General features: G+C 69.3%; 14 protein-coding genes. 5 read left to right on the plus strand and 9 right to left on the minus strand.

Features of this window, described 5'->3' with window-relative positions; all coding sequences use genetic code 11:
• Positions 1 to 60: 60 nt before the first annotated feature.
• The 4 genes from FMP39_RS14165 to FMP39_RS14180 all read right to left on the minus strand — a co-directional run bounded on the left by FMP39_RS14165 (position 61) and on the right by FMP39_RS14180 (position 4,746).
• Positions 61 to 960 carry an isochorismatase family protein gene (locus FMP39_RS14165; protein ID WP_141590410.1) on the minus strand — a complete coding sequence of 300 codons (900 nt, stop codon included), beginning with the start codon at positions 958 to 960 and terminating at the stop codon, positions 61 to 63.
• A gap of 12 nt (positions 961 to 972) precedes the next feature.
• Positions 973 to 2,619 (minus strand): (2,3-dihydroxybenzoyl)adenylate synthase, encoded by a 1,647-nt coding sequence (locus FMP39_RS14170; RefSeq protein ID WP_141590411.1) that lies wholly within the window; start codon positions 2,617 to 2,619, stop codon positions 973 to 975.
• On the minus strand, positions 2,616 to 3,860 hold the full coding sequence (dhbC, locus tag FMP39_RS14175; RefSeq protein ID WP_141590412.1) for an isochorismate synthase DhbC: 1,245 nt from the start codon (positions 3,858 to 3,860) through the stop codon (positions 2,616 to 2,618). The genes FMP39_RS14170 and dhbC overlap by 4 nt, the downstream gene beginning before the upstream one ends.
• A gap of 112 nt (positions 3,861 to 3,972) precedes the next feature.
• Positions 3,973 to 4,746, minus strand: coding sequence for a 2,3-dihydro-2,3-dihydroxybenzoate dehydrogenase (locus FMP39_RS14180; RefSeq protein ID WP_011553665.1), 774 nt, complete (start codon positions 4,744 to 4,746; stop codon positions 3,973 to 3,975).
• A 363-nt stretch (positions 4,747 to 5,109) separates the two neighbouring features.
• On the opposite strand from FMP39_RS14180, the gene FMP39_RS14185 reads away from it, so the two are divergent.
• Both FMP39_RS14185 and FMP39_RS14190 read left to right on the plus strand, forming a co-directional pair.
• Positions 5,110 to 7,497 (plus strand): ABC transporter permease, encoded by a 2,388-nt coding sequence (locus FMP39_RS14185; protein ID WP_228557978.1) that lies wholly within the window; start codon positions 5,110 to 5,112, stop codon positions 7,495 to 7,497.
• 141 nt (positions 7,498 to 7,638) lie between these two features.
• Positions 7,639 to 8,166, plus strand: a complete 528-nt coding sequence (locus tag FMP39_RS14190) for a hypothetical protein (RefSeq protein WP_228557979.1) — start codon at positions 7,639 to 7,641, stop codon at positions 8,164 to 8,166.
• A gap of 21 nt (positions 8,167 to 8,187) precedes the next feature.
• Here the strand turns inward: FMP39_RS14190 and FMP39_RS14195 are convergent, their stop codons facing one another.
• Entirely contained in the window at positions 8,188 to 10,668 is a 2,481-nt protein-coding gene (locus FMP39_RS14195) for an ABC transporter permease (RefSeq protein WP_141590414.1), read from the minus strand.
• A 75-nt stretch (positions 10,669 to 10,743) separates the two neighbouring features.
• The gene (locus FMP39_RS37945) at positions 10,744 to 11,253 is read right to left on the minus strand and encodes a DUF421 domain-containing protein (RefSeq protein WP_228557980.1); all 510 of its coding nucleotides are present in this window, start codon (positions 11,251 to 11,253) and stop codon (positions 10,744 to 10,746) included.
• 134 nt (positions 11,254 to 11,387) lie between these two features.
• Here FMP39_RS37945 and FMP39_RS14210 point away from each other — a divergent pair, with 134 nt between their 5' ends.
• Complete coding sequence (locus FMP39_RS14210; protein ID WP_141590415.1) at positions 11,388 to 12,506, plus strand: enolase C-terminal domain-like protein; 1,119 nt, start codon at positions 11,388 to 11,390, stop codon at positions 12,504 to 12,506.
• A gap of 34 nt (positions 12,507 to 12,540) precedes the next feature.
• Here the strand turns inward: FMP39_RS14210 and FMP39_RS14215 are convergent, their stop codons facing one another.
• Positions 12,541 to 15,744, minus strand: a complete 3,204-nt coding sequence (locus tag FMP39_RS14215) for an FAD-binding and (Fe-S)-binding domain-containing protein (RefSeq protein WP_141590416.1) — start codon at positions 15,742 to 15,744, stop codon at positions 12,541 to 12,543.
• 232 nt (positions 15,745 to 15,976) lie between these two features.
• On the opposite strand from FMP39_RS14215, the gene FMP39_RS14220 reads away from it, so the two are divergent.
• A complete protein-coding gene (locus tag FMP39_RS14220) occupies positions 15,977 to 17,761 on the plus strand; it encodes a thiamine pyrophosphate-requiring protein (protein WP_141590417.1) in 1,785 nt (594 codons plus the stop codon).
• A gap of 134 nt (positions 17,762 to 17,895) precedes the next feature.
• On the opposite strand, the gene FMP39_RS14225 is transcribed toward FMP39_RS14220, so the two are convergent.
• A complete protein-coding gene (locus FMP39_RS14225) occupies positions 17,896 to 21,282 on the minus strand; it encodes a DUF4082 domain-containing protein (RefSeq protein ID WP_141590418.1) in 3,387 nt (1,128 codons plus the stop codon).
• A 192-nt stretch (positions 21,283 to 21,474) separates the two neighbouring features.
• Between FMP39_RS14225 and FMP39_RS14230 the strand changes: the two genes are divergently transcribed.
• Positions 21,475 to 22,224 carry a hypothetical protein gene (locus tag FMP39_RS14230; RefSeq protein WP_141590419.1) on the plus strand — a complete coding sequence of 250 codons (750 nt, stop codon included), beginning with the start codon at positions 21,475 to 21,477 and terminating at the stop codon, positions 22,222 to 22,224.
• 91 nt (positions 22,225 to 22,315) lie between these two features.
• Here the strand turns inward: FMP39_RS14230 and FMP39_RS14235 are convergent, their stop codons facing one another.
• The gene (locus FMP39_RS14235; protein ID WP_141590420.1) at positions 22,316 to 23,035 is read right to left on the minus strand and encodes a YafY family protein; all 720 of its coding nucleotides are present in this window, start codon (positions 23,033 to 23,035) and stop codon (positions 22,316 to 22,318) included.
• Positions 23,036 to 23,076 lie beyond the last annotated feature (41 nt).

Below are 23,076 nucleotides of genomic sequence, written 5' to 3' on the forward strand. Positions count from 1 at the left end.
CGCCAGGGACTCCCGTGTGTTCATGCGTCAGGGGCGCGAGGTGACTCGCGCACCGCGGAGCTACGCGGCGTTCCGGGAAGCGGGCGTGTTGCCCAGGGAAAGCAGCGTGAACCAGTCGGCGAGCGTCGGCCGTTCGGCCAGCTCCACGAAGGTGGTCTCCGCGCCAGCGGTTCGCCACTTCTCCACCAGCGTCATCAGCCGGATGGAGTCCATTCCGCGCTCGAGCAGGTTGTCGTCGTCCCCCAGCGCCTCCGGCGACTCCTGGAGCAACTCCGCCACTTCCGCGCGCACCTGCTCGCGGGTGAGCGTGCTGGACGTGGAGACGGGGCCCAGCGCGTCGAGCACCTGCTGCGTGGTGGTGGTGACGGCGCACAGTTGGGCCGCGTAGCTCAACGCGAGCTGGTGGTGCGCCAGGGAGAAGTCACCCAGCGCGTCGGCGATGAGGAAGGGCCGCACGTCGCTCATGAAGGCGTCGCTGGCCGTCTGCAGGCAGCCGATGTGCGCGTAGATACCGGAGATGAGGATCTGATCGCGGCCCAGCTTCTTCATCTGGTCCATCAGGTCCGTCTTGCGGAACGCGCTGTAGCGCCACTTGGTGAGCTGGATGTCGCTTTCGGCGGGCGTCAGCGCGTCGATGATGCGCTTCTGGTCCGGTCCGCCGTTGATGCCGCCGCCCCAGAAGTCCAGCAGCAGGCCGCGCTGCTCGGGCGTCTGGCCACCCGGTTGGGCAGAGTACACGACGGGGATGCCCAGCGCCGTGCAGCGCTGCCGCAGCCGCTGGATGTTGGCGACCAGCTCCGTCACGGGCGACTGGCCCTGCGTGAAGGCCTCCACGAAGTAGCGCTGCATGTCGTGGATGAGCAGCACGGCGCGGCTCGGGTCCGGCGTCCAGGAGACCTTGTTCTTCGGCAGGTCGGTGGCGCCGGGCATGGGATAGGGAGCGATGGCGGGGAGCGCCATGGGGAGTTCCTTTCAGCGCGTCGCGCGCGAAACCGGAGTGGGGGAGGGAGCGCCGGCGAGCACGTCGCGCAGCGCCTTCTTGCTGACCTTGCCGACGCCCGTCTTGGGGAACGCCTCGACGAACTCGACCCGGTCGGGAATCTTGAAGGCGGCCAGGCCACGCTGGCGCAGGAAGGCCGTGAGCACATGGGGCGCCGGCGGCGTGCCGCGCGCGATGACGAAGGCGCAGGTGCGCTCGCCGAGGAACGCGTCTGGAACGGCGACCACCGCGGCGTCGTGCACGTCGGGGTGGGCCAGCAGGTGGTTCTCCACCTCCTCGGCCGCGACCTTGTCGCCGCCCCGGTTGATCTGATCCTTGGCCCGGCCCTCCACCACCAGGTAGCCCTGGGGCGTCACCCGGACCACGTCACCGGTGTGGTAGAAGCCGTCGTCCGTGAAGGCCTTCGCGTTGTGGGCCTCCGCCTTGTAGTAGCCGCGGATGGTGTACGGCCCGCGCGTCAGCAACTGGCCCGTCTCGCCCGGCGCAACGTCTTCGCCGTCCTCGTCCACCACCCGGAGCTCGTCGTCCGGGGAGATGGGCCGGCCCTGGGTACTGACGATGACGTCCTCGGGGTCATCCAGGCGCGTGTAGTTGACCAGGCCCTCGGCCATGCCGAACACCTGCTGGAGCGTGCAGCCCAGCGTGGGCTTCACCCGCATGGCCGCCTCGGTGCTGAGGCGCGCGCCACCGACCTGGAGCACTCGCAGGCTGGCGAGCTGATGCCGGCGCGTCTTGGCCGCGTCCATCCAGACCATGGCCAGTGGTGGCACCACCGCGGTGATGGTGACGCGCTCGCGCTCGATGAGCGGGAACACCGTGTCCGGGCTGGGGTTGGGCGCCAGCACCGCCGTGCCGCCCGCGTAGAAGGTGCCCAGCACACCCGGCGAGCTGAGCGGAAAGTTGTGCGCCGCGGGCAGCGCGCACAGGTACACGCTCGTCTCGTCGAGCTGGCAGATGTCCACGCTGCCGCGCAGGCTGTAGATGTAGTCGTCGTGCGTGCGCGGGATGAGCTTGGGCACGCCCGTGCTTCCGCCGGAGAGCTGGAAGAAGGCCACGTCGCTGGGCGCGGGCCCCGGCGGCAGCGCCGTGGGCGCGGCGTACAGGCTGCTCAGCGCAGTGAAGGGGCCCGTGTCACCGGCGACGATGACGTGCTTCAGCGTCGGGCAGGTGCCGCGCACCTGCTCAGCCAGGGTGCGGTAGTCGAAGCCGGCCTGCTTGTCCGCGATGACGTAGGCCACCGCCTCCGTGAAGGCGCAGAAGTAGCCAATCTCCGACGCGCGGTGCGCGGGCAGCGCGAACACCGGCAGCGCGCCCAGGCGGAAGAGGGCGAAGATGACCTCGAAGAACTCGGCCACGTTGGGCAGCTGCACCACCACCCGGTCCCGAGCCTGGATGCCCAGGGTATGGAAGCCGGCGGCAAGCTGGCTGACGCGGGCGTCCAGGTCGGCGTAGGTGAGGCGGCGCTCTCCGGCCACCAGCGCGGTCCGCTCGCCGTGACGCTGGGCGCGCTCGTGGAGGAGCTGGCCGAACGTCTCGCCGCGCCAGTAGCCAGCCTCGCGGTAGCGGGCGGCGTAGGCCTCCGGCCAGGTGGGGCAGCCAGGGAGGACGGGGGACGTCATGACGGCACCCCGGCACCGTGGCCCAGGCCCATGGCGTGGAGCATGGTGCGGAACTTGGCCTCGGTTTCCGCCAGCTCGGACTCGGGCGTGGAGCCCACCACGATGCCCGCGCCCGCGAAGATGCGCAGGGTGCGCTCACTGGCCTCCGCGCAGCGGATGGTCACCGCCCACTGCCCGTCACCCGTGGCGTCGCACCAGCCCACCGTGCCGGTGTAGTAGCCGCGCTCGAAGGGCTCGATGGAGCCAATCGCCTCGTGCGCCAGCCGCGTGGGGTAGCCGCACACCGCGGGCGTCGGGTGCATGGCCGCCGCCAGCGTCAGCGAGGAGATGGAGGGGTCGGCCAGCTCACCGGTGATGCGGCTGGACAGGTGCCACATGGTGGCGGTGTTCACGAGCGACGGACCGGCGGGCACGTTCAGCGTCTTGCAGTACGGCCGCAGCGCCTCCGCGACGGCGTCGATGACCACCGCGTGCTCGTGCAGGTCCTTGGGCGATTTCAGCAGCGCGGCGGCGCGCTCCTGGTCCTCCAGCGGATCCGCGCTGCGGGTCGCGGAGCCGGCCAGGGGATTGGCGACCACCTGGAACCCGGAGCGGGACACGAGCAGCTCGGGGCTGGCGCCAATGAGCGTGCGCAGTTCCGCGCCGCGGGTCCCATCCTGCTGGGGGAGGTCGGCGGCGAAGGTGTAGCCCGAAGGGTTGCGCTGCGCGAGGTTGCGCAGCAGCTGCCGCAGGTCGATGGGGGCGGCGGCGTTGAGGTGCAGCGAACGTGACAGCACCACCTTCTGGAGCGGCCCGCTCTGCATCAGCTTCAGCGCCTGCGCGACGCCGTTCAGGTACGCGGCGGGCTCCGGCACCGGCTGGACGGTGTAGCTGGCGCTGAACGGCCGCTGCACCGGGACGTCCTTGTCGAACACCAGCGGCCCGGCGCGCTGGAGCGTCAGCGGCACCACGAGCTGTGCGGGCACCGAGCCGTCGAAGGGCACCGCGCCCACCGCCACGGGGATGTCGTGGTCGGCCTGACGCGCGTCATTCAGCACCGCCGTCACGCGCTCGGGGAGCCGCGCCAGGGCATCCGCGCCGCCCTGGTGCGGCACGGTGGCGAAGGTGCCGCGCGCCAGCAGCGTGCGGCGCGGCGTGGCGAAGAAGAACGAAGAGCCAGCCTCGTAGCTCTCGAGCAACTGCGCGGCGAGTGTCTGCGGTCCCATTGGGTGTTCCTGTTCCTTCGGCTCAGCGGGCGTCATGCACAGGGCGCCACATGGCGGCGCCTCGGCGGTAAGTGGTGAATTGGATCCTAGTAATCATTCTCAACTCTATGGCGGGCGAGGGCCTGAGCGGTGCCGCGCGAGGGCGGGGTCAGGCGTCGAGTGTCGCGCCCCCGTCGACGCGGAGGTCGTGCAGGGTGATGTGGCGTGCCGCGTCCGAGACGAGGAACCGCACCGCGTTGGCGATGTCCTCGGGGGTGGCGATGCGTTGCAGGGGGATGCCCAGGCGATAGGCCTCGGGCGAGCCGGCAATCACCGCCTGCGCGCCGGAGTCATCCGCCCAGAGCGCGCGCTGCATGGCGGTGTCCGTGGAGCCGGGGGACACGACGTTGCAGCGGATGCCGTGTGGGGCCAGCTCCAGGCCCAGGCACTTGGTGAACATGCTGGAGGCGGCCTTGGAGGCGGCGTACGCGGCCATCTGCGTGCGGGGTACGGCGGCGGCGTTGGAGCCCACGGTGACGATGACACCGCTTCGGCGGGGCACCATGCGCCGGGCCACGGCGCGGGACACCTGGAACACGCCCAGCGTGTTGACGGAGAAGGTGAACGCCCAGTCCTCGTCGCTGTAGGACAGGATGGGGCCCGTGCGCAGGACGCCCGCCACGTTGGCCAGCACCTCGATGGGGCCCAGCTCCCGCTCGATGCGCTCCACCACGGCGTCGACCGCGGCGACATCACTCACGCTGGCGGGGTAGGCCACCGCGTGTTGATGCTTCTGCCGGAGCTCGGCCACGAGGGCGCTCAGGCCGTCCGCGTTGGTGTCGACCGCGGCGATGAGGGCTTCGCCCGCCAGGGCACGTGCCACTGCCGCGCCAATACCTTGTGCGGCACCTGTGACGAGTGCCACCCGGGTGGGCGTTCCCATGTTCCTGCTCCTCCTTGTGGATGCCTGCGCCCGCTTGTTGGGCGGGCATGTAGATAATGAGAATGATTTTCATTATCGAAGCGGCGCAGATATGTGCCACGCAGCGTCAGGGGTGTCAAGAAGGGAAGTAAGGGATTGCGGGTAACGCATATTGCAATGGCCGCGCGGTCGGGCTGTCACGCATCGGGTTCCACCGTGGCGCCACGCTTCTTCTGGCCGCGTTGGAAGCGGACCGGGCTCTTGTCCGATGATGGGATTTCGCGTGCCACAGGCGAACGCGAATCACGTCCCGGCCGGGTGTGCGAAGGGCCCTGTCAGGCGCGACGTTGAGTGGCGTTGGAGTTGCAGTGGAGTCTGGCCTTCATGTCCCAGCTTCTTCAGGACGTTCGATTGGCCCTGCGTCGCATGCGGCGCGAAGCCGCATTCACGCTGGTCATCATCACCACGCTTGCGCTGGCCATTGGCGCCACCACCGCCGTCTTCAGCGCGGTGTACCAGGTGCTGCTGCGGCCTTTGCCGTACCGGGCACCGGAACAGTTGGTGACGCTGTACCAGTCAACGCCCCAGCGCGAGCGGCTGGGCGTCTCGTTGCAGTCACTCCAGGCCTGGCGCGAGCGTGCGTTTGCGTTCCAGGGACTGGAGGGGCTGTCGATCCGCGACATCACCTTGGCGGGTGACGGCGAGCTGGAGCGGGTGCGCGCGGGGCGGGCAACAGCGGGCTTGTTTTCGCTCCTGGGCGTGCGGCCCTTGCTCGGACAGGACTTCCGCGCGGACAGGGACACCAATGGTCTGCTCCTGTCGCATGCGCTGTGGCAGCGGCGCTTCGGTGGCCGCCCGGACGTGGTGGGACAGACGTTGATGGTGGATGACCAACTCCACACGGTGGTGGGGGTGTTGCCCGCGGGTTTCCGCTTCGCACCGGACGTGGAGGCGTGGAAGCCGTTGGTCCTGGCCGCGGATGAGCCGGCCGGAGGGGTGTGGCTGCGGGTGGTGGGACGCCTGCGCGAAGGCGTGTCCGCGGAGCAGGCACGCACGGAGATGACGGCCCTGGGCGCGGCGCTGGTGCGCGAGCCGGGCTTCACGGAGGAGCCCGCCGGGGTGCGGCTGGTGCCCTTGCACACGCAGGTGGTGGAGGGCTCCCGGGAGCGGTTGTGGCTCCTGGCCGGCGTGGTGGCGCTGGTGCTGCTGGTGGCCTGCGCCAACGTGGCCAACCTGTTGCTGGCGCGGGCTACCGCGCGGGAGCGCGAGGTGTCAGTGCGCGCCGCCCTGGGCGCGGGCCGAGCGCGGCTGGTGCGGCAGTTCCTGGTGGAGAGCGGGATGTTGGCGCTCGTGGGCGGCGCGGCCGGACTGGTCCTGGCGATGTGGGGCATGGATTTACTGCGCGCGCTCATGCCGCCTCAGTTCGTGGATGCCGAGGCTCTCCGCCTGCAGCCGCATGTCCTGGGCATCGCGCTGGTTCTCTCGGTGGTGACCAGCCTGCTCTTTGGCCTGGTCCCCGCGCTGCGGGTGTCGCGCGCGGATGCGCGGGGCGCGCTGGGCGGGCTGCGCGGTGGTGCAGGGGCCACGCGGGGCGAAGGCGGGCGCGTGGTGCTGGTGGTCGCGCAGGTGGCCCTGGCACTGATTCCGCTGGTGGGCGCGGGCCTGATGCTTCGCACCGTCCATGCCTTGAGCGTGGTGCCGCTGGGCTTCAATCCCCAGGGCGTCACCGTGGTGGACCTCTCCCTACCATCGGCGAAGTACCGGGACGAGGCCGTCCAACGGGCCCTCTTCGCCAGCGTGTTGGAGCGGGTGCGCGCGCTTCCGGGCGTGACGTCCGCGGGCATGTCCAGCACGGTGCCCCTGTGGGGACGCAATGGCCTGGCGCCGGTGCTGCTGCCGGGCGAGCAGGCATCACAGGCGGACTCCCGGGAGTTGGTCCACTTCCGCACCACCAGCGACGGTTACTTCAACACCCTGGGCATCCCGCTGAAGGAAGGGCGCACCATCGAAGCCTGGGATGGGTCGGGCACCGCGCCGGTGGTCGTGGTGAACGAGACGTTCGCCCGGCGCTACTTCCCCGGGCGGAGCGCGGTGGGGCAGCGCGTGCAACTGGTGCTCGACGGTGAGGCCTTCCGCGAAATCGTGGGCGTGGTGGGGGATGTCCAGCACAACAGCCTGGATGCGCCCCCGGTCAGCGAGGCCTTCGTCCCCATGGGACAGCTCTGGGGACTGCACATGCTGCTCACCGTGCGAGCCTCGCAGGACGCTGTCGCGCTGGCCCCGGTGCTGCGCGAGCAGCTTCGCGCCGTGGCCCCCGAACTCCCGAGAGTCCCCGTGCGCTCCCTGGAATCGGTCGTGGACGCCAGCCTGGGTCACACGAAGGTGCTGGGTTCGCTGCTGGTGGCCCTGGCGGTGCTGGGGCTGGTGCTCGCAGGCGTGGGGCTCTACGGCGTGTTGTCCTATTCGGTCAGTCAGCGGACGCGCGAGCTGGGCATCCGCATGGCATTGGGCGCGACCGGGCAATATCTGGTGTGGCGCGTGGTGGGGCAGGGGCTTCGGATGGCCGTGGCCGGCGTCCTCCTGGGGCTTGTCGGCGCCGCCGTGTTCGCGCGCAGCCTGTCCAGTGTCCTGTATGGCGTGAGCGCGTTCGACGTCGTCACCTTCGCGGCCGTGCCCGCGCTGCTCGCCGCAGTGGCGTTGCTGGCCAGTTGGCTGCCCGCGCGCCGCGTCACCCGCGTGCCGCTGCACGAGGCGTTGCGCTCGGACGACTGAGGAAGTCTCCGGGACGTTCGATGCACGCTATCGGCGATTCGCGAGCTGGCTTAGGACTGGGGACAACCTGGCTGGAGGTGCCGCGCGATGAGGAAGGTGAGTCCCACCGGAAAGCCCGTGCCGGGAAACCGTGGTGCCCTGGTGGCAGTCTTGCAGCGGGACTTGTCGGGCACCCTCCGGATGGGGACCGTCTTCGGTGTCCTCGGGCTGGTGGCCGTCGTGGCTGGCTGGACGTCCATGGAGCAACTGATTGACGCCGGGCGTCGCGAGTTGGCGTATCGCGTGTTGCTCGTCTTCTTGGGGGTGCCCGCCATCATGGGTGGGCTGCTGTGCTGGTGGCTCGCGCCCCGCAAAACGCGCAGGCTCGTGCGAAGCGTGGAATCGGACGAGCGGACCCCGATGCTGATGTCGGTGGAGCGCAAGGTATTCGGGAGTGGAAGCGACGAAATCGTCCACTTCGTGGCCACGCTGTACAGCCTGAGCGCCCATCAGCTGGTGTTGAGGGACGTGCGCCTGCGGCACGGGAACAATTGCCTGGCGTATCCCTACGACGAAGGGGTCTCCAAGGTGCCGGTGGATGTCTATGGAAGGCCTGGCGAAGGGCCGGTGGTCATTGATGCGGGCTGGGGATTCCTGCTTCCCTCCAACCGGACCTATCCTTGGTTCTAGCAGCTCACGGGCCCGCCTTCCTCAGTCGTACTTGAGCGCGATGATGGGGTCCACGCGCGAGGCACGCAGCGCGGGCACCCAGGTGGCCACCAGTCCCACGCCCAGCAGCACCAGCGGCGCGGCGACAAAGGACAGCGGGTCCAGGGCGCTGACGCCGTGGACGAAGCCGGACACCACCCGCGTCAGCGCCAGCGCACCCGCGCACCCCAGCACCACCCCGCCCGCCACCGAGCCCAGGCCCTGTCGGAGCACCAGCCTCACCACATCGCCCCGCGTAGCGCCGAGCGCCAGTCGCACGCCCATCTCCCGCGTCCGCTGGCTCACCAGATAGGACAACACGCCGTAGATGCCCACTGCGGCCAGCGCGAGCGCCAGCGCCGCCATCATCCCCAGCAACATCATGTTGAAGCGCTCGGAGCCGAGCGAGCGCGCGACGTGGTCCTCCAGCTTCAGCGTCTCCATCACCGGTTGCTGCGCGTCCACCGCCCACACCTCGCGCTGGGCGGCCGTTACGATGTCCGCGTGGCCGCCCCTGGCGCGCACCAGCAGGTTTCGCGGAATCATCCGCACGACCATCGACGCGACGCCCTGCGACATCTGTCCCGGCGGCAGGTACAGCACCGGGGGCGCCTCGTCATTCAGGCCGTCCTCGCGCACGTCCCGCACCACGCCCACCACGACGCGGGGCACCACGTCCCGGAGGGACGGCACCGAATGCGCCACCCGGATGCGCTGGCCGAGGGGGTCCTCGCCCGGCCAGAACCTGCGCGCCGCCGTCTCGTTGATGACCACCACCGGCTCCGAGCCCGCCACGTCGTTCTCCGCCAGCAGCCGCCCGCGGACGAGGCCGATGCGCATCACACCGAAGTAGTCCGGCGTCACCGGGCGGTACTGCCCCCAGCCCGCGCCGGGGCCGTTGTCATCCCCCGTGTACTTGCCCTCGATGGAGAACGACATGCTGGGGCCCCTGTCCATGGGCAACGACGTGGCGAACGCGACCGCCTCCACGCCCGGCAACGACCGCACGCGCTCCTCCACCTGCGTCTCGAAGCGCTCCAGTGCCTGCAACGTGCCGTAGCGTCCCTCCGGGAGCGACAGCCGCAGCACGTGGACGCCGTGCGGGTCGAAGCCCGGCTGCACGCGCTGGAGCGCGGAGAACCCGCGGATGAGCAGCGCCGCGCCCACCAGCAGCATCACCGCCAACGCCACTTGACCCACCACCAGGAACGCGCGCGTGCGCCCACCCCCCGGGCCCAGGGTCGCCCGCTGGCTGCCCTCGCGGAGCGCCATCTGGAGGTCCGTGCGCGACGCTTGCCACGCGGGCAACAGCCCGAACAACAGGCCCGTGAGGAGCGACGCGGCCAGCGTGAAGCCCAACACCGTGCCATCGATTCCCACCTGCGCGCCCGCGAGCCCTCCGTCCCCGGGCAGCAGACCCGAGGTGGCCGGCGCCAGCGACAACAACCCGGGCAACACCGCCATCGCCAACAGCACCCCGAGCCCTCCGCCGGCCACGGAGAGCAAGAGGCTCTCCGTGAGCATCTGCCGCGCGAGCCGCCCCGGCGCCGCGCCCAACGCCGCGCGCACCACCAGTTCGCGGTTGCGCGCCGCCGCCCGCGCGAGCTGGAGGTTTGCCAGGTTGACACATGCGATGAGCAACACCAGGCTCACCGCGCCCATCAGCACCCAGAGCGCCAACCGCGTGTCGCCCGCGAGGAACGCCCGCAGGTCCACCGGGGCGAACTCCTGGCCCTCATCGAGCAGGACCGGGTTCTCCGCGCGCACGCGTCCCCCCAAGGTCTCCAGCGCCGCCGCCGCGCCGTCGGTCGAGACGCCCGGGCGCAGCCTGCCGGTGACGAAGAGGAAGTGGGAGTTGGTCCGGTCCGTGAGGTCGAGCTGGAGCGGCGTCCACAGGTGCACGCCCGTGGGGTACGCGAACGACGCGGGCGCCACGCCCACCACCGTATAGGGCTCGTCGTTGAGGACGACGGAGCGGCCCACCACGTCCGGCGCGCCGCCGAAGCGCCGCCGCCACAGGCTCTCGCTGAGGACGACCACGCGAGGCCCGCCCACCACATCCTCCTCCGGCAGGAAGCCGCGTCCCAAACTCGGCCTCACGCCGAAGGTCTCGAAGAAGTCCGCCGTCACGCGCATGCCCGGCAATCGCTCCGGCATGCCGTCGCCCACGGCGCTGAAGCCCGAAGGCAGCACCTCGTAGGCCGCGACGCGCGAGAAGGGCGACCCCTCCGCGGACATCCACGCGTATCCAGCGATGGACTGCGACGCCGACCGCCCGTGGTCCTTGGTGACTCGCACCACCTGCATCAGCCGGTCTGGCTCCGGGTACGGCAGCGGTCGCAGCAGCACCCCGTTCACCACGCTGAAGATGGCCGTGTTCGCCCCGATGGCCAGGGCCAGCGTCAGGAGACAGACCAGCGTGAACCCACGATTCTTCAGCAAGAGCCGGAGAGAGAAGCGGACATCCTCGATAAGGGCGGACACGGGGGGACCTCGGGGGCGTGTGTTCGCCCTACGGCGCACGATGACGGTCATTGCACTGGCTGCTGGACCAGCAACTTACCTGAGTGTGGCGCTTCCCTCCTTGCGGAAGAGGAAGGTCACCTTGCCATTCGGTTCGAGAAATGCCGCGTGTACGGCACTCAGGTCGCCACGGCCATGCGCGCGCAGGTGGCTGAGAAGCTCCTTGTGGGAGATGCGCGTCTTGCGCAGGTTGCCGTGCACCAGGCTGCCTTCTCGAATCAGCTCCAGCGGACGACCTTCCAGCACCCGTGCCGCATGGCGGTTGCGGAAAGCCAGCCAGGAGAAGAGCCGGTCCCATGCCCCCATCGTGGCCAGGGCGATAAAGCCCGTGGTGAGGCTGTCATCGTTGGCCACGATGGTCATCCGCATGCAGACCGAGAGGAGGAAGAGCAGGGCCAGGTCGAAGCTTGCGTAGCGGCTCAGCTCCTTGCGTCCAACCAACCGCAGGACGAACTGCACGAAGAGGAACACCAGCGAGACGCGGATGATGACCTCAAAGGGATGCAGGTCCGGCACCCAGAGGCCATGCCAGTCAATAGGCTTCATGTTGGAAAGCTGCCCACGCGCGCCCCCTCCGGTTGGCGTGGGAGCTCTCACCCAGCCATTCCCAGGGCAGCCGGAGCGGGCAAGGACTCTCTCAAGGATGATGGGGGCGGGGGGCTGATGCACAGGGAGAGGCCATGGTCCAGAGGCTCAGCGAGGCGGTTCCCATCGAGCGCTGCGAGGTTCTTGCTTACGAGGTCCCAACGGACGCGCAGGAGGCGGACGGCACCATCGAGTGGGACAGCACGACGCTCGTCGTGGTGGTGCTGACGGCGGGAGGCACGCGCGGGCTCGGCTACACGTACGCGGACGCGTCGGCGGCGAGCCTCATCCGCCGCTCGCTCGCCCGGGCGCTCGAGGGGCACGACGTGATGGACGTGCCGGCGCGGATGCGCTCATTGCTGAGGCAGGTCCGCAACAAGGGGAGGCCGGGGCTGGTGGCCATGGCGCTCTCCGCGGTGGACGTGGCGTTGTGGGACACGAAGGCGCGCTTGATGGACCTGCCGCTGGTGCGGTTGCTGGGCGCCTCAAGGGATGCGGCACCTGTCTACGGCAGCGGGGGCTTTACCTCGTACTCCATCGACCGGCTCCAGGCGCAGCTCGCCGGCTGGGTGGAGCAGGGGATTCCACGGGTGAAGATGAAGGTGGGCAGCCACCCCGAGGAGGACCCAGTCCGGGTGGAGTCCGCGCGGCGCGCCATCGGGCCCCGCGCGGAGCTCTTCGTGGATGGGAACGGTGCATACACGGTGCCGCAGGCCCTCTCGCTCGCGGAGCGCTTCGCGGCGCACGGCGTCTCCTGGTTCGAAGAGCCCGTCTCCAGTGATGACCTGGAGGGGCTCCACCGCCTGCGTGCTCGCGTCCCCGCCGGCATGGCCGTGGCGGCGGGCGAGTATGGGGACAGCAGCCTCTACTTCCGGCGCATGTTGGAAGCGGGCGCGGTGGATGTCCTCCAGGCGGACGCCACGCGCTGCCTGGGCATCAGCGGGTTCCTTCAGGCAGACGCGCTGTGCGACGCGTTCGGCGTGCCTCTCTCTGCCCACTGCGCCCCCGCGCTCCATGCCCATGTGGCGTGCGCGGCTCGGCGGCTGGTGCACATCGAGTACTTTCACGACCACGCACGTTTGGAGCGGATGCTCTTCGACGGCGTGGCGTCGGTCAGGCATGGGACGCTCGCGCCGGACCTGTCGCGTCCGGGACTGGGGCTGGAGTTGAAGCGGGCGGATGCGGCCCGCTACGAGGTGGGCGCCCCGTCCTGAGGCACGGCATCCTGGGCGTGCTGTTCGACGCCCTCTACCCGCTGTAGACACGGCTCAGACGACGCCGTGGTGCCGGACGGGCGCGCGAGGTACGCAGCCGCCGCAGGCCCAGGAGCAGCAGGCCCCCCAGCACCGCCGCGGTGCGCGGGCGCTGAAGCGGCGGCCGCCCCAGCCCCTTCGTCACCCAGCCGCGCTCGGGGAAATCGCCCGAGGGGCCCGTGTTCCCGTAGGCCTTGGCCATCTGCACCACCTGCGCGATGTGCAGCGCCCGGCGGTTCGTGTTCTGCGCAATCTGCTCCCGGCAACTGAAGCCGTCGGCGATGACGAGCGCGTCCCGGGGCGTGGCGCGCACCTTGGGCAGCAGCACGCGCTCGCCCACCTGCTGGGAGACCGTGAACTTCTCTCCGGCCTCAAAGCCGAACGAGCCCGCCATGCCGCAGCAGCCCGTCTCTGGGACTTCGTATTCCAGCCCCAGCTTGTCGAGCACGGCCTTCTCGTCCGTCATCTGGAAGAGTGACTTGTGATGGCAGTGGCCGTGTACCACCGCCTTCTTTGCCATGTGGGGCAGGGGCACTTCCTTCGCGTACCGGGTCAGGAACTCGCTGAAGAGGAACGTCTGACGGCGGAGCTGTGTGGCTAGCTCCCAGTCCGGGAAGAGGTTGCGCAGCTCATCTCGAAAGACGGACACGCAGCTCGGCTCCAGGCCCACCAGCGGCACGCCCGCTTCAATCTCCCGGCGGAGGCTCTCCAGCGTGCGCCGCAGCATCCACTTCGCCGTCGTCAGCATGCCGAAGTCGTAGAGCGGCCGGCCGCAGCACAGGAACCCCTGGGGAACCACCACCTCGAAGCCCGCGTCCTCCAGCACGTCCAGCGCCGCTGCCGCCGTCTCCGGAAAGAAGTGGTTGTTGAAGGTGTCCGGCCACAGCATCACCCGCTGGTGGCCCTTCGGGGCCGACACCGGCCGGCGCGCCACCCATCGTTGGAAGGACTCGGGCGCGAAGCGTGGCATCTTCCGCTGCGTCGACATGCCGGCCAGCCTCTGGATCAGCATGCGGGTCGGTGGGAAACCGGTGAGGACATTCACCAGTCGAGGGGCCCGCATGGCTGCGCGGGCCCAGAGCATGATGAGGCCCATGGCGTAGGCGGGCCGCGGGCGCAGGTGCCCCTGGTAGTAGTGCGACAGGAACTCCGCCTTGTACGTCGCCAGGTCCACCTGCACCGGGCAGTCGCCCTTGCAGCCCTTGCACGCCAGGCACAGATCCAATGACTCCTTCACCTTGTCGTCGCGCCAGCCATTCTTGATGACCTCGCCCTGGAGCATCTCGAAGAGCAGGTGAGCGCGGCCGCGCGTGGTGTGCTTCTCCTCCTTCGTCACCATGTAGCTGGGGCACATGGTGCCGCCGTCGTCCCGCCGGCACTTGCCAACGCCCACGCAGCGCTCGGTGGCCCGGTACAGCAGGCCGTCGTCGTCCGGGTACTTGAAGTGCGTCCGCGGCTTCCAGGTGCGCGCCCGGAAGTCTCGGCCCAGGCGCAACTCCTGGTCGATGGGGTTCGGGTCCACCACCTTGCCTGGGTTCATCTTCCCCTGCGGATCCCAGATGCTCTTGAACTCGCGGAAGGCCTGCACCAGCTCCGGGCCAAACATGCGCGGGAGGAACTCGGCGCGTGACTGGCCATCGCCGTGCTCGCCGGACATCGAGCCCCCCATGGACACGCAGAGGTCCACCGCTTCCTCGATGAAGGCGCGGTACTGCTGGATGCCTCTGGCTGAGGTGAGGTCGAAGTCGATGCGCGTATGGACGCACGCCTGGCCGAAGTGGCCATAGAGCGAAGCGTCATACCCGTACTTGTCGTACAGCTTGCGCAGGGCGCGCAGGTAGGCCCCCAGCTTCGCTGGAGGCACCGCCGAGTCCTCCCATCCGGGACAGGTGTCTGGCTGGCCGGGTACACGCGCGGTGGCGCCCAGGCCCGCCTCGCGAACCTTCCACGCGTGCTCCATGTGTTCCCTGTCCGAATACAGCCGCATGTCCACGGGAGCGCCGCGGCCCTTGCGCAGCGCATCCATCATCTCGCGCGCCCGCTCGAGTGCCTCCTCCCGCGTGTCGCCGCCGAGCTCGAGCATGAGGTAGCCCTGGCCCTGTGGGAGGATGTCGAGGAACTCGGCGTGCGAGCTCATGGGATGGAGGGACTCCATCTGGCTGGTGCGGCCCTTCAGGACGACGTTGTGGATGAGTTCGTCATCCAGCCCCTCCAGCGCGAGCGGGTGGAAGCGCTCGGCGAGCTCATGGGCGTGGCCTCCGGCGGTGTAGATGTCCGGATAGCCGAGCATCACCACCACCCGGTGCGGTGGGCTGGGCACGAGCTTCAGCGTCGCCTCCAGGATGGTGACGCACGTGCCCTCGGTGCCCACCAGGGCGCGCGCCACGTCGAAGCCGTGCTCGGGCAGCAGCGCGTCGAGGTTGTAGCCGGAGATGCGCCTCGGAATCGGCGGGTAGCGGCGGCGAATCTCCTCCGCGTACCTGTCTCTCAAATCGCGCAGCTTGCGATAGATGTCTCCGCGCCGGCCGCCGGCCCGGATGAGGGCTTCCAGCTCCGCGTCGCTGGTGGGACCCACCTTCAGGCGCAGGCCGTCATAGGTGAGCACGTCCAGCGCCCGCACGTTGTGCGAGACGGGGCCGGCCATCTGGGCATGAGAGCCACACGAGTTGTTGCCCAGCATGCCGCCGAGGGTGCAGTGGTTGTGCGTGGCGGGATCCGGGCCGAAGGTGAGGTGGTACTGCTCGGCCGTGTCGCGCAGGTGGTCCAGGATGGTGCCGGGCTGAACGCGGGCCGTCTTCGTGCCGGGATCCACCTCCAGCACCCGGCCCAGGTACTTCGTCCAGTCGATGACGACGGCCACGTTGCAGCACTGGCCGGCGAGGCTCGTGCCTCCGCCGCGCGACAGCAAGGGGGCGTCGTATTCGCGGCAGGCACGCACGGTGGCGAGGACGTCGTCGAGGCTGCGAGGGATGACGACCCCTAGGGGGACCTGCCGGTAGTTGGAGGCGTCCGTGGCGTAGAGCGCACGGCTCCCATTGTCGAAGCGGACCTCGCCCTCCACGGAGCGGCGCAGCGCTGCCTCCAGCCCTTGGACGTCCACGGCGACGTCACCGCCCTGGGGACCTGGGAGCGGATGGGCGACGGGCCGCTTGCGCGAGAGCCGCGAGAGGGTGCGTTGGATGGCGTCCGTCGAGCGCATGGTGGTTCCTCTCCCGTTCAGGTGCGTGCCCGAGGCGGGGGCACGCAGAGAACCTGCGCACCGCGCGCGCGGCACGGACATGCCGTGGCGGCGCGGCGCACGTCCTCCCGCCTCGTCTGGTACGGCTGGGGCGAGGGCCCCCGGGCAGGACTGCCGGGTGCTGGTTCCCCGCATCTCCAGGGGATGCCCAGCTTCGGGAGGCACCCCTTCGCTCCCAGCCCTAGGAGTTTCAATGAGCGCCACCGTCGCCGATTATCTGCTCTACCGCCTGACCCAGTGGGGCGTCCGCCGGCTCTATGGCTATCCGGGCGATGGCATCAACGGCATCATCGGCGCGCTGGGGCGTACCACCGAGCTCCGGTTCATCCAGGCGCGCCACGAGGAGATGGCTGCCTTCATGGCGTGCGCGCACGCGAAGTTCACGGGGGAGGTGGGCGTCTGCCTGGCCACCTCCGGCCCGGGTGCCATCCACCTGCTCAATGGGCTCTACGACGCCAAGCTGGACCACCAGCCCGTGGTGGCCATTGTCGGCCAGCAGGCACGCTCGGCCCTGGGCGGCCATTACCAGCAGGAGGTGGACCTCACCACGCTCTTCAAGGACGTGGCCAGCGAGTACGTCACCATGGTGACGAAGACCTCCGCCGTCCGCCACGCCATCGACCGGGCAGTGCGAATCGCGCTGAACCAACGCTCTGTGACGTGCGTCATCCTCCCGAACGACTTGCAGGAGCTGGAGTACCAGAAGCCTCCGCGGAAACACGGCACCGTTCACTCCAGCGTGGACTTCAGCCCGCCGTACGTCATTCCCCAGGAGAAGGACCTGCGCCGCGCCGCCGCCGTGCTCAACGCCGGCAAGAAGGTGTCCATCCTCATCGGCGCGGGTGCGATGAACGCCGCCAACGAGGTGGTGGAGGTGGCCGACCTGCTGGGCGCTGGGGTGGCCAAGGCGCTCCTGGGCAAGGCGGTGCTGCCGGACGCGCTGCCGTTCGTGACGGGCGCCATCGGCCTTCTGGGGACGAAGCCCTCGTGGGACATGATGATGGACTGCGACACGCTGCTGATGGTGGGCACGAGCTTCCCGTACTCGGAATTCCTCCCTCCAGAGGGCCAGGCGCGCGGCGTGCAGATCGACATCGACGGTCGCATGCTCGCCATCCGCTACCCCATGGAGGTGGCGCTCGCGGGGGACAGCAAGGAGACGCTGCGCGCGCTGATTCCCATGCTTCAGCGCAAGCAGGACCGGAGCTGGCGCGAGCAGCTCGAGAAGGGCATCCGCCAGTGGTGGAAGATGCTGGAGGCGCAGGCGATGAATTCGGCCGACCCCATCAACCCCCAGCGCGTCTTCTGGGAGCTGAGCCCCAAGTTGCCCGACGGCGTCATCCTGACCGCGGACTCGGGCTCGGGGACGAACTGGTTCGCTCGCGACTTGAAGATGCGCAAGGGGATGCTGGCGTCGCTGTCGGGCAACCTCGCCACCATGGGCTGCGGCATGCCGTACGCGATTGGGGCGAAGTTCGCATTCCCACACCGGCCGGTGCTCGCCATGGTGGGTGACGGCGCGATGCAGATGAACGGCAACGCGGAGCTCGTCACCGTGGCGAAGTACTGGAAGGAGTGGAAGGACCCGCGCTTCATCGTCCTGGTGCTCAACAACCGCGACCTCAACCAGGTGACGTGGGAGCAGCGTGTCATGGCCGGTGACCCGAAGACGCCGGCCACGCAGACGCTGCCGGACTTCCCCTACGCGCGCTACGCGGAGTCGCTGGGCCTGCGCGGCGTGCGTGTGGACCGCCCCGAGCAGATTGCCCGCGCCTGGGACGAGGCGCTCTCCGCGAACAGGCCCGTGCTGCTGGAAGCCTACACGGACCCCGACGTACCGCCGCTGCCGCCGCACATCACCTTCGAGCAGGCCCGGAACTTCGCAGCGGCGCTCCTGGAAGGGGACGAGGACACGGCGGGCGTCATCAGGCAATCCCTCAAGGGCATGGTGGACAAGCTCCTTCCGCACAAGGGGTAGCGGCCGGACCTGTCGTCGCAACACGTCACAGGCAGGACCTCTCAGGTTTCAGCGGTGGTGAAATGAAACGGGCCCGACGCGAATGCACCGCGTCGGGCCCCGGAGGATGACGCGCCTTGGGCGGCGCGAGTGATTCAGTTGTAGGTGGCGGTGTAGGTGCCGGCCAGCGCACCGTCGATGAAGGCGAAGTCCACGCCCTTGATGGTGCGCGTCACCGTCGTCACAGCGGAGCCCGCGCGGGTGACGGACAGCAGCGTGCGGCCCGTCGTGGTGCGGGTGGGGACCATGAGGGACAGGTTGCGCGCGGGGCTCGTGAGGTTGAAGGTGAGCACCGTGCCGGTGAAGGCCACGGTGGACACCTGGGTGGCCTCGCGGGCATCGAGCCACTCCAACAACTGCTTCGCGGTGATGACCGGCACGCCGTCACGCTTGGCGGACGCGATGATGGCGGCCGAGCCGGAGGAGCCGGCCGACGGCTGCGAGTCGACGTGCATGTTGGCGTTGAAGGCGCCGTAGTAGCCCTTGGGGCCCAGCGCGTTGTCCAGCAGCGTGTCGATGTGCAGCGGGTAGGACTGGCCGGACTCGTCCGTCATCTGCGTGGCGAGCTGGTAGACGTCCAGCGGAGTGCCGTCCAGGTCCGCGAAGCGCATGGCCAGGCCGGAGCCAGTGAACATGCCCGGGCGGTCCTGCACCCAGTAGTCGGGCCAGTAATAGTAGTTGGTGTCCAGGCGGATGCCGTGCAGGCGCGACACCTTGGGCTGGGTGGACCAGTCGCTGAACGCGATGCAGTGCGTGCGGTTGGTGACGGGCGCGGGGACGGCGGGGAAGGCGGACGCGAAGCTGGCGAGCTGCGGGGTGAAGAAGTTCGGGTCCAGCGTGTTGGCCGTGTAGTCCGCGCAGCCGGTGTTGATGTGCAGGGCGTACTCGAAGCCCTGGGCCACATAGGTATTGGCCTGGGTGGCGCTCAGTCCGCCCACGTAGTCGTAGACGGTGCCTCGGATGCACTCCCAGTCGTCCACACTGCATCCGGTGGGGCTGTCCGCGAGGTACTGGTTCCAGCGCTGGGTGGTGGCGCCACTCGGGTGTCCGTCGCCCGTCATCACCACGACGGCCTTCTTGGCGCTGGGGAAGTACCAGAGGCGCGGCAGCGGCGTGGTGCTCGTCTGGTGCAGCACGTTGGCGAGCAGGCGCTGCTGCTCGTCCGCCTGGGGAATCTGGACCTTGGCCAGGTTCACCCAGTCCGGCTGCGGGTCGAAGGACGCGTTGCCGTAGAACATGTCGTTGGCGCGCGCGCCTGGGCCAATGGAGGAGCCGTCCCGGTTCTGTCCCTGCCAGGCCGGGTTGCCCTGCCGCGTGTAGATGACGGACTTGGCCAGGTCATACATGAAGGCGGTGGCGGTGCCGCTGCCCACGGCGCGCTGGCTGACGGCGGTGAACGTCGTCGCGGTGGTGGCGTCCGAGTAGAGCGTGGCGACGGTGCGCGTGCCAGTGACGACGGTGCGCTTGTCCGCGAGCCCGTGGTACTGCATCGTCTCCGCGGTGATGCCCGTGCCCGGGGCCTGGGTGTCGTTGACCAGGATGTAGCCATTGGCCTGCGTGCCCTGAGAGGCATTGAGTCCGAGCAGTGACTGGAGGTTCGCCGCGGGCCGCAGGGCGATGAGGCTGCCGCCAGCGGTGACCCAGTGGGTGATGAGCGTCACCTGGGCCGCGCTCAGCGTCTGCTCGCCGAGCACCAGCACCTTGTAGTCATCGAGGGAGACGGAGACGCCCAGGTTGCCGGCATCGGTGGTGGCGAAGGCGGCGATGCCCTCGGCCTCCAGGATTTCGCGCAGGTAATCGGTGAAGGGGTTGCCAGGAGCGGTGGCCACCAGCACGGGGCCCGCGCCGTGGACGCCCGGACGGGGCGGCGGTCCGTAGGGCTCGAAGACGACGTCCACCCAGTAGTTGGAGTTCTGGTGGCTGCCGTTGGGGAACGTGGAGGTGGAGGCATAGGCGAAGACGCCGTTGCCGCCTGGGGTGGTGGCGCCGGGCAGGGCGTGCAGCGGAGGGGCATCCACTCCGGTGGCCAGGCCGTTGCTGTCGAACGAGTAGCCGCCGAGCGGCGCGAAGTACGACGCCACGTAGGTGGTGCCGGCGGTGATGGCGACGGGAGAGGAGAACGTCACCTCCTGCCAGCCGACGGCCGTCTCGTTGGTGAAGGTGGCGGAGGCGAGCGGCTGGCCCGTGGCGCTCCACAGATTGCCCACGTGGGCGCCGTTGTTGCCGCTGCCCTTGTAGAAGCGCACGCCCGTCACCTGTCCGTCCACGTCCGAGCGGAACTTCACGCCCACTTCGATGGCGGCGGTGTCAGCGGCGGTGGCGGTGCCGGGCGTGGCGGTGGGGGCGAAGATGCGGAAGGTGTTGTCCGGGGGCTGTGTCGGGGGCGGTGCGCCGGTGGCCTGGAAGACGACGTCCACCCAGTAATTGGAGTTGCCGAAGCTGTTGCTGGGGAAGGAGCCCGCGGCGCCGTAGGTGAAGACGCCGTTGCCGCCGCTGGTGCTGCCGGGCAGCGCGAAGAGGGGCGGGGTGTCCTGGCCGCTGGCGAGGCCACCGTTGTCGAAGGCGTATGCGCCGACGGGGGCGTGGTACGAGGCGACGTAGGTGGTGTTGGCGGCAATGGGGACAGGGGAGGAGAACGTCACCTCCTGCCAGCCGGTGGCCGTCTCGGAGGTGAAGGTGGCGAAGGCCAGGCGCTGCCCGTTGGCGCTCCAGAGACTTCCCACATGGGTGCCGGTGTTGGCGGCGCCCTTGTAGAAGCGCACGCCCAGCACGTTGCCGCTCACGTTCGTCTTGAACTTCACGCCCAGCTCCACGGGGTCGGAGTCATTGGTGACGGAGGCGACGGCGGGCGTGGCGGTGACAGGCCACAGGGTGACGGGCTCCGCCGGGCGGAAGACGACGTCCACCCAGTAGTTGGAGTCGCCGAAGCTGCTGTTGGGGAAGGAGCCCGCGGCGCCGTAGGTGAAGACGCCGTTGCCGCCGCTGGTGGCGCCCGCGAGCGCGTGGAGGGGAGGGGCGTCCACGGTCGAGGCCAGCCCCGCGCTGGTGAAGCCGTAGGCGCCGCCAGGCGCGTGGTACGAGGCGACGTAGGTGGTGTTGGCACTGATGCGCACGGGCGTGGAGAACATCACCTCCTGCCAGCCGGTGGCCGTCTCGGAAGTGAAGGTGGCGAAGGCGAGGCGCGCGCCAGCGGCGCTCCAGAGACTTCCCATGTGGGTGCCGGTGTTGGCGGGGCCCTTGTAGAAGCGGATGCCGAGGATGTCTCCCTCGATGTCGGACTGGAACTTCACGCCCAACTCCACCGGAGCGAAGTCATTGGTGACAGAGGGAACGGCCGGGGTGGAGGTGGGGGCGAACAGCGTGTACGTCGGCTGGGCGCGCGCGGCGGTGGGCAGCGCGAGCAAGACGGCCGCGAGCAGCGCCAGCGCGTGGGCGCGTGGCTGCCTCGCGACCCAGTTGGGCCGTGGCTTCGAGGATGTCATTCGGACTTTTCCTTGGGGGATGGCACGACGAGACAGAGCAGCGGCGACATTTTGCTGTCTGTTTCTGGCGTGGACAATGACGCGAGACGTAGGTCCGCGAGTCATTGCCGCATGCCGCGATGCATTGACGCATCCATGTTGCAGCGACCAGGTTGGGGAAGCGCAGATGCGCTGCGGCTGGTATGAAGGGGGATGTTCCATTCTTTAGCAACGCGGGTTATCCAGTTCGACGAAATCAAGGTCCGCTTCGAGGCCGCGAACGAAGCGGAGACCTTCGGCTGGTTCGTCGAGCACTTCGAGCGGATTCAGGAACGCGCCCAGCAGCAGAATCAGCCCGCTGTCGAGATCCATCTGGCGACGGGGCTCGTGCGTGCCGACACGATCGCCCCTGCGTCTCCGTGGATTCTCGTTGTCGATGGAGATCTCGAGGTCGCGAGTGACATCGACCTGTCGACCCAGCCTTACGACATCAGTTTGTTCGTGGTGCTCGGCAGCGTGCATGCGAAGAACCTGCGCTTCAGCGGAAGCGCGTGTTGCTACGTGACGAAGTCGGTCGAGCTTGCGGGCGGCTGCTTCGGGGATCACGGTGACGAGGCGGCCGAACTCCACACCATCCGTCTGAAGGCGCGCGTATTGATGCTCGACGGCAACACCGGAGTGAACGCTCAGCATCTCGATGCGGTGGTGTTCGCGAGCCAGGGCTGGGGCCTGCCTCGACACTTCACCGACGATGACGTGGCCGCAGATTTCTTCGTCGCCGAGGCGCTGGATGAGGACGGTGGAATTGACGAGGGTGCGGTGTGGGAGTTGATGACGAGCGGGAAGGACCCGTTTCAGCCCGGAGCACTGGCGACGCTCAGCGCGAGGCGCGTCGATGCTGAGACGCGACTCAAGCCTCAAGGAGTCGTGCCGAAGCTCCGCAACGCGTTGTCGGCGAGCTGATCGCGGCACACGCTCGGCCTCTCCGTCTCGGGAGGCGACAACACGGCTCGGCCGGTCAGCCGAGGCGGCAACCTTCCTGACACAGGGGGCATCAGAGCGCCGCGAAGATGTCGCCGAGGGTGGCGAGCATCGACTCCGAGTCCCGCACCTGGAACGTCGCCGCCTGGACGCCCGCGGATTCGATGCGGTCGACGCGGAGCATGCGCACCGCTCCGCGCAGGTGGTCCCAGACGAGCAGGTACCACGCGGGCCAGCTCAGCAGCAGGTAGTGCGGCTCCACGATGCGCACCGTGCGCACGTCGTTCGAGCGGTACGTCAGCTCCAGGGCGCGCTGCTCGAAGAAGGACTCCTGGAGGGGGCGTAGCACCGCCGCTCGGGGAGGCTTCCAGGTCGCGGTGACGTTCCGTGAAGTGGGGCCGACGAGGATGCGACGGCGCAGCTTGCCGACGCGTGCGCGCTCCTCCGGTGGGAACGAGGCGGCGAGCTTTTGACGCAGGCTCTTGAGTGTCGAGAGCAGGAGGGGGGACTCGAGTCGCTCGGCGAGCGCCAGGGCGAGCAGGAGGTCGAGCAGCTCCTGGGCGCTGAGCTGCACGCGCCCGAGCCCCGTCCGGGGCGGTATCCGGATGCCGCCGCCTCGGCCTGCGTCCGACTCGATGGGGACTCCGCGGGCGGAAAGCCGGGACAAATCCCGTCGAACGGTACGCACACAGACGCCGAGCTCCTCCGCCAGCTCCGGGGCCGTCCAGGACGGCCGGGAGGCGAGGAGGCCCAGGACTCGGTCCAGGCGGTCGGTGACGGGCTCGCGCTTCAAACGTGACTCATTCTGTCACGTTCTGGGGCCATGGTCATGGG

The organism is Myxococcus sp. AB056, from assembly GCF_006547365.1.
Taxonomy (GTDB): Bacteria; Myxococcota; Myxococcia; order Myxococcales; family Myxococcaceae; genus Myxococcus; species Myxococcus virescens.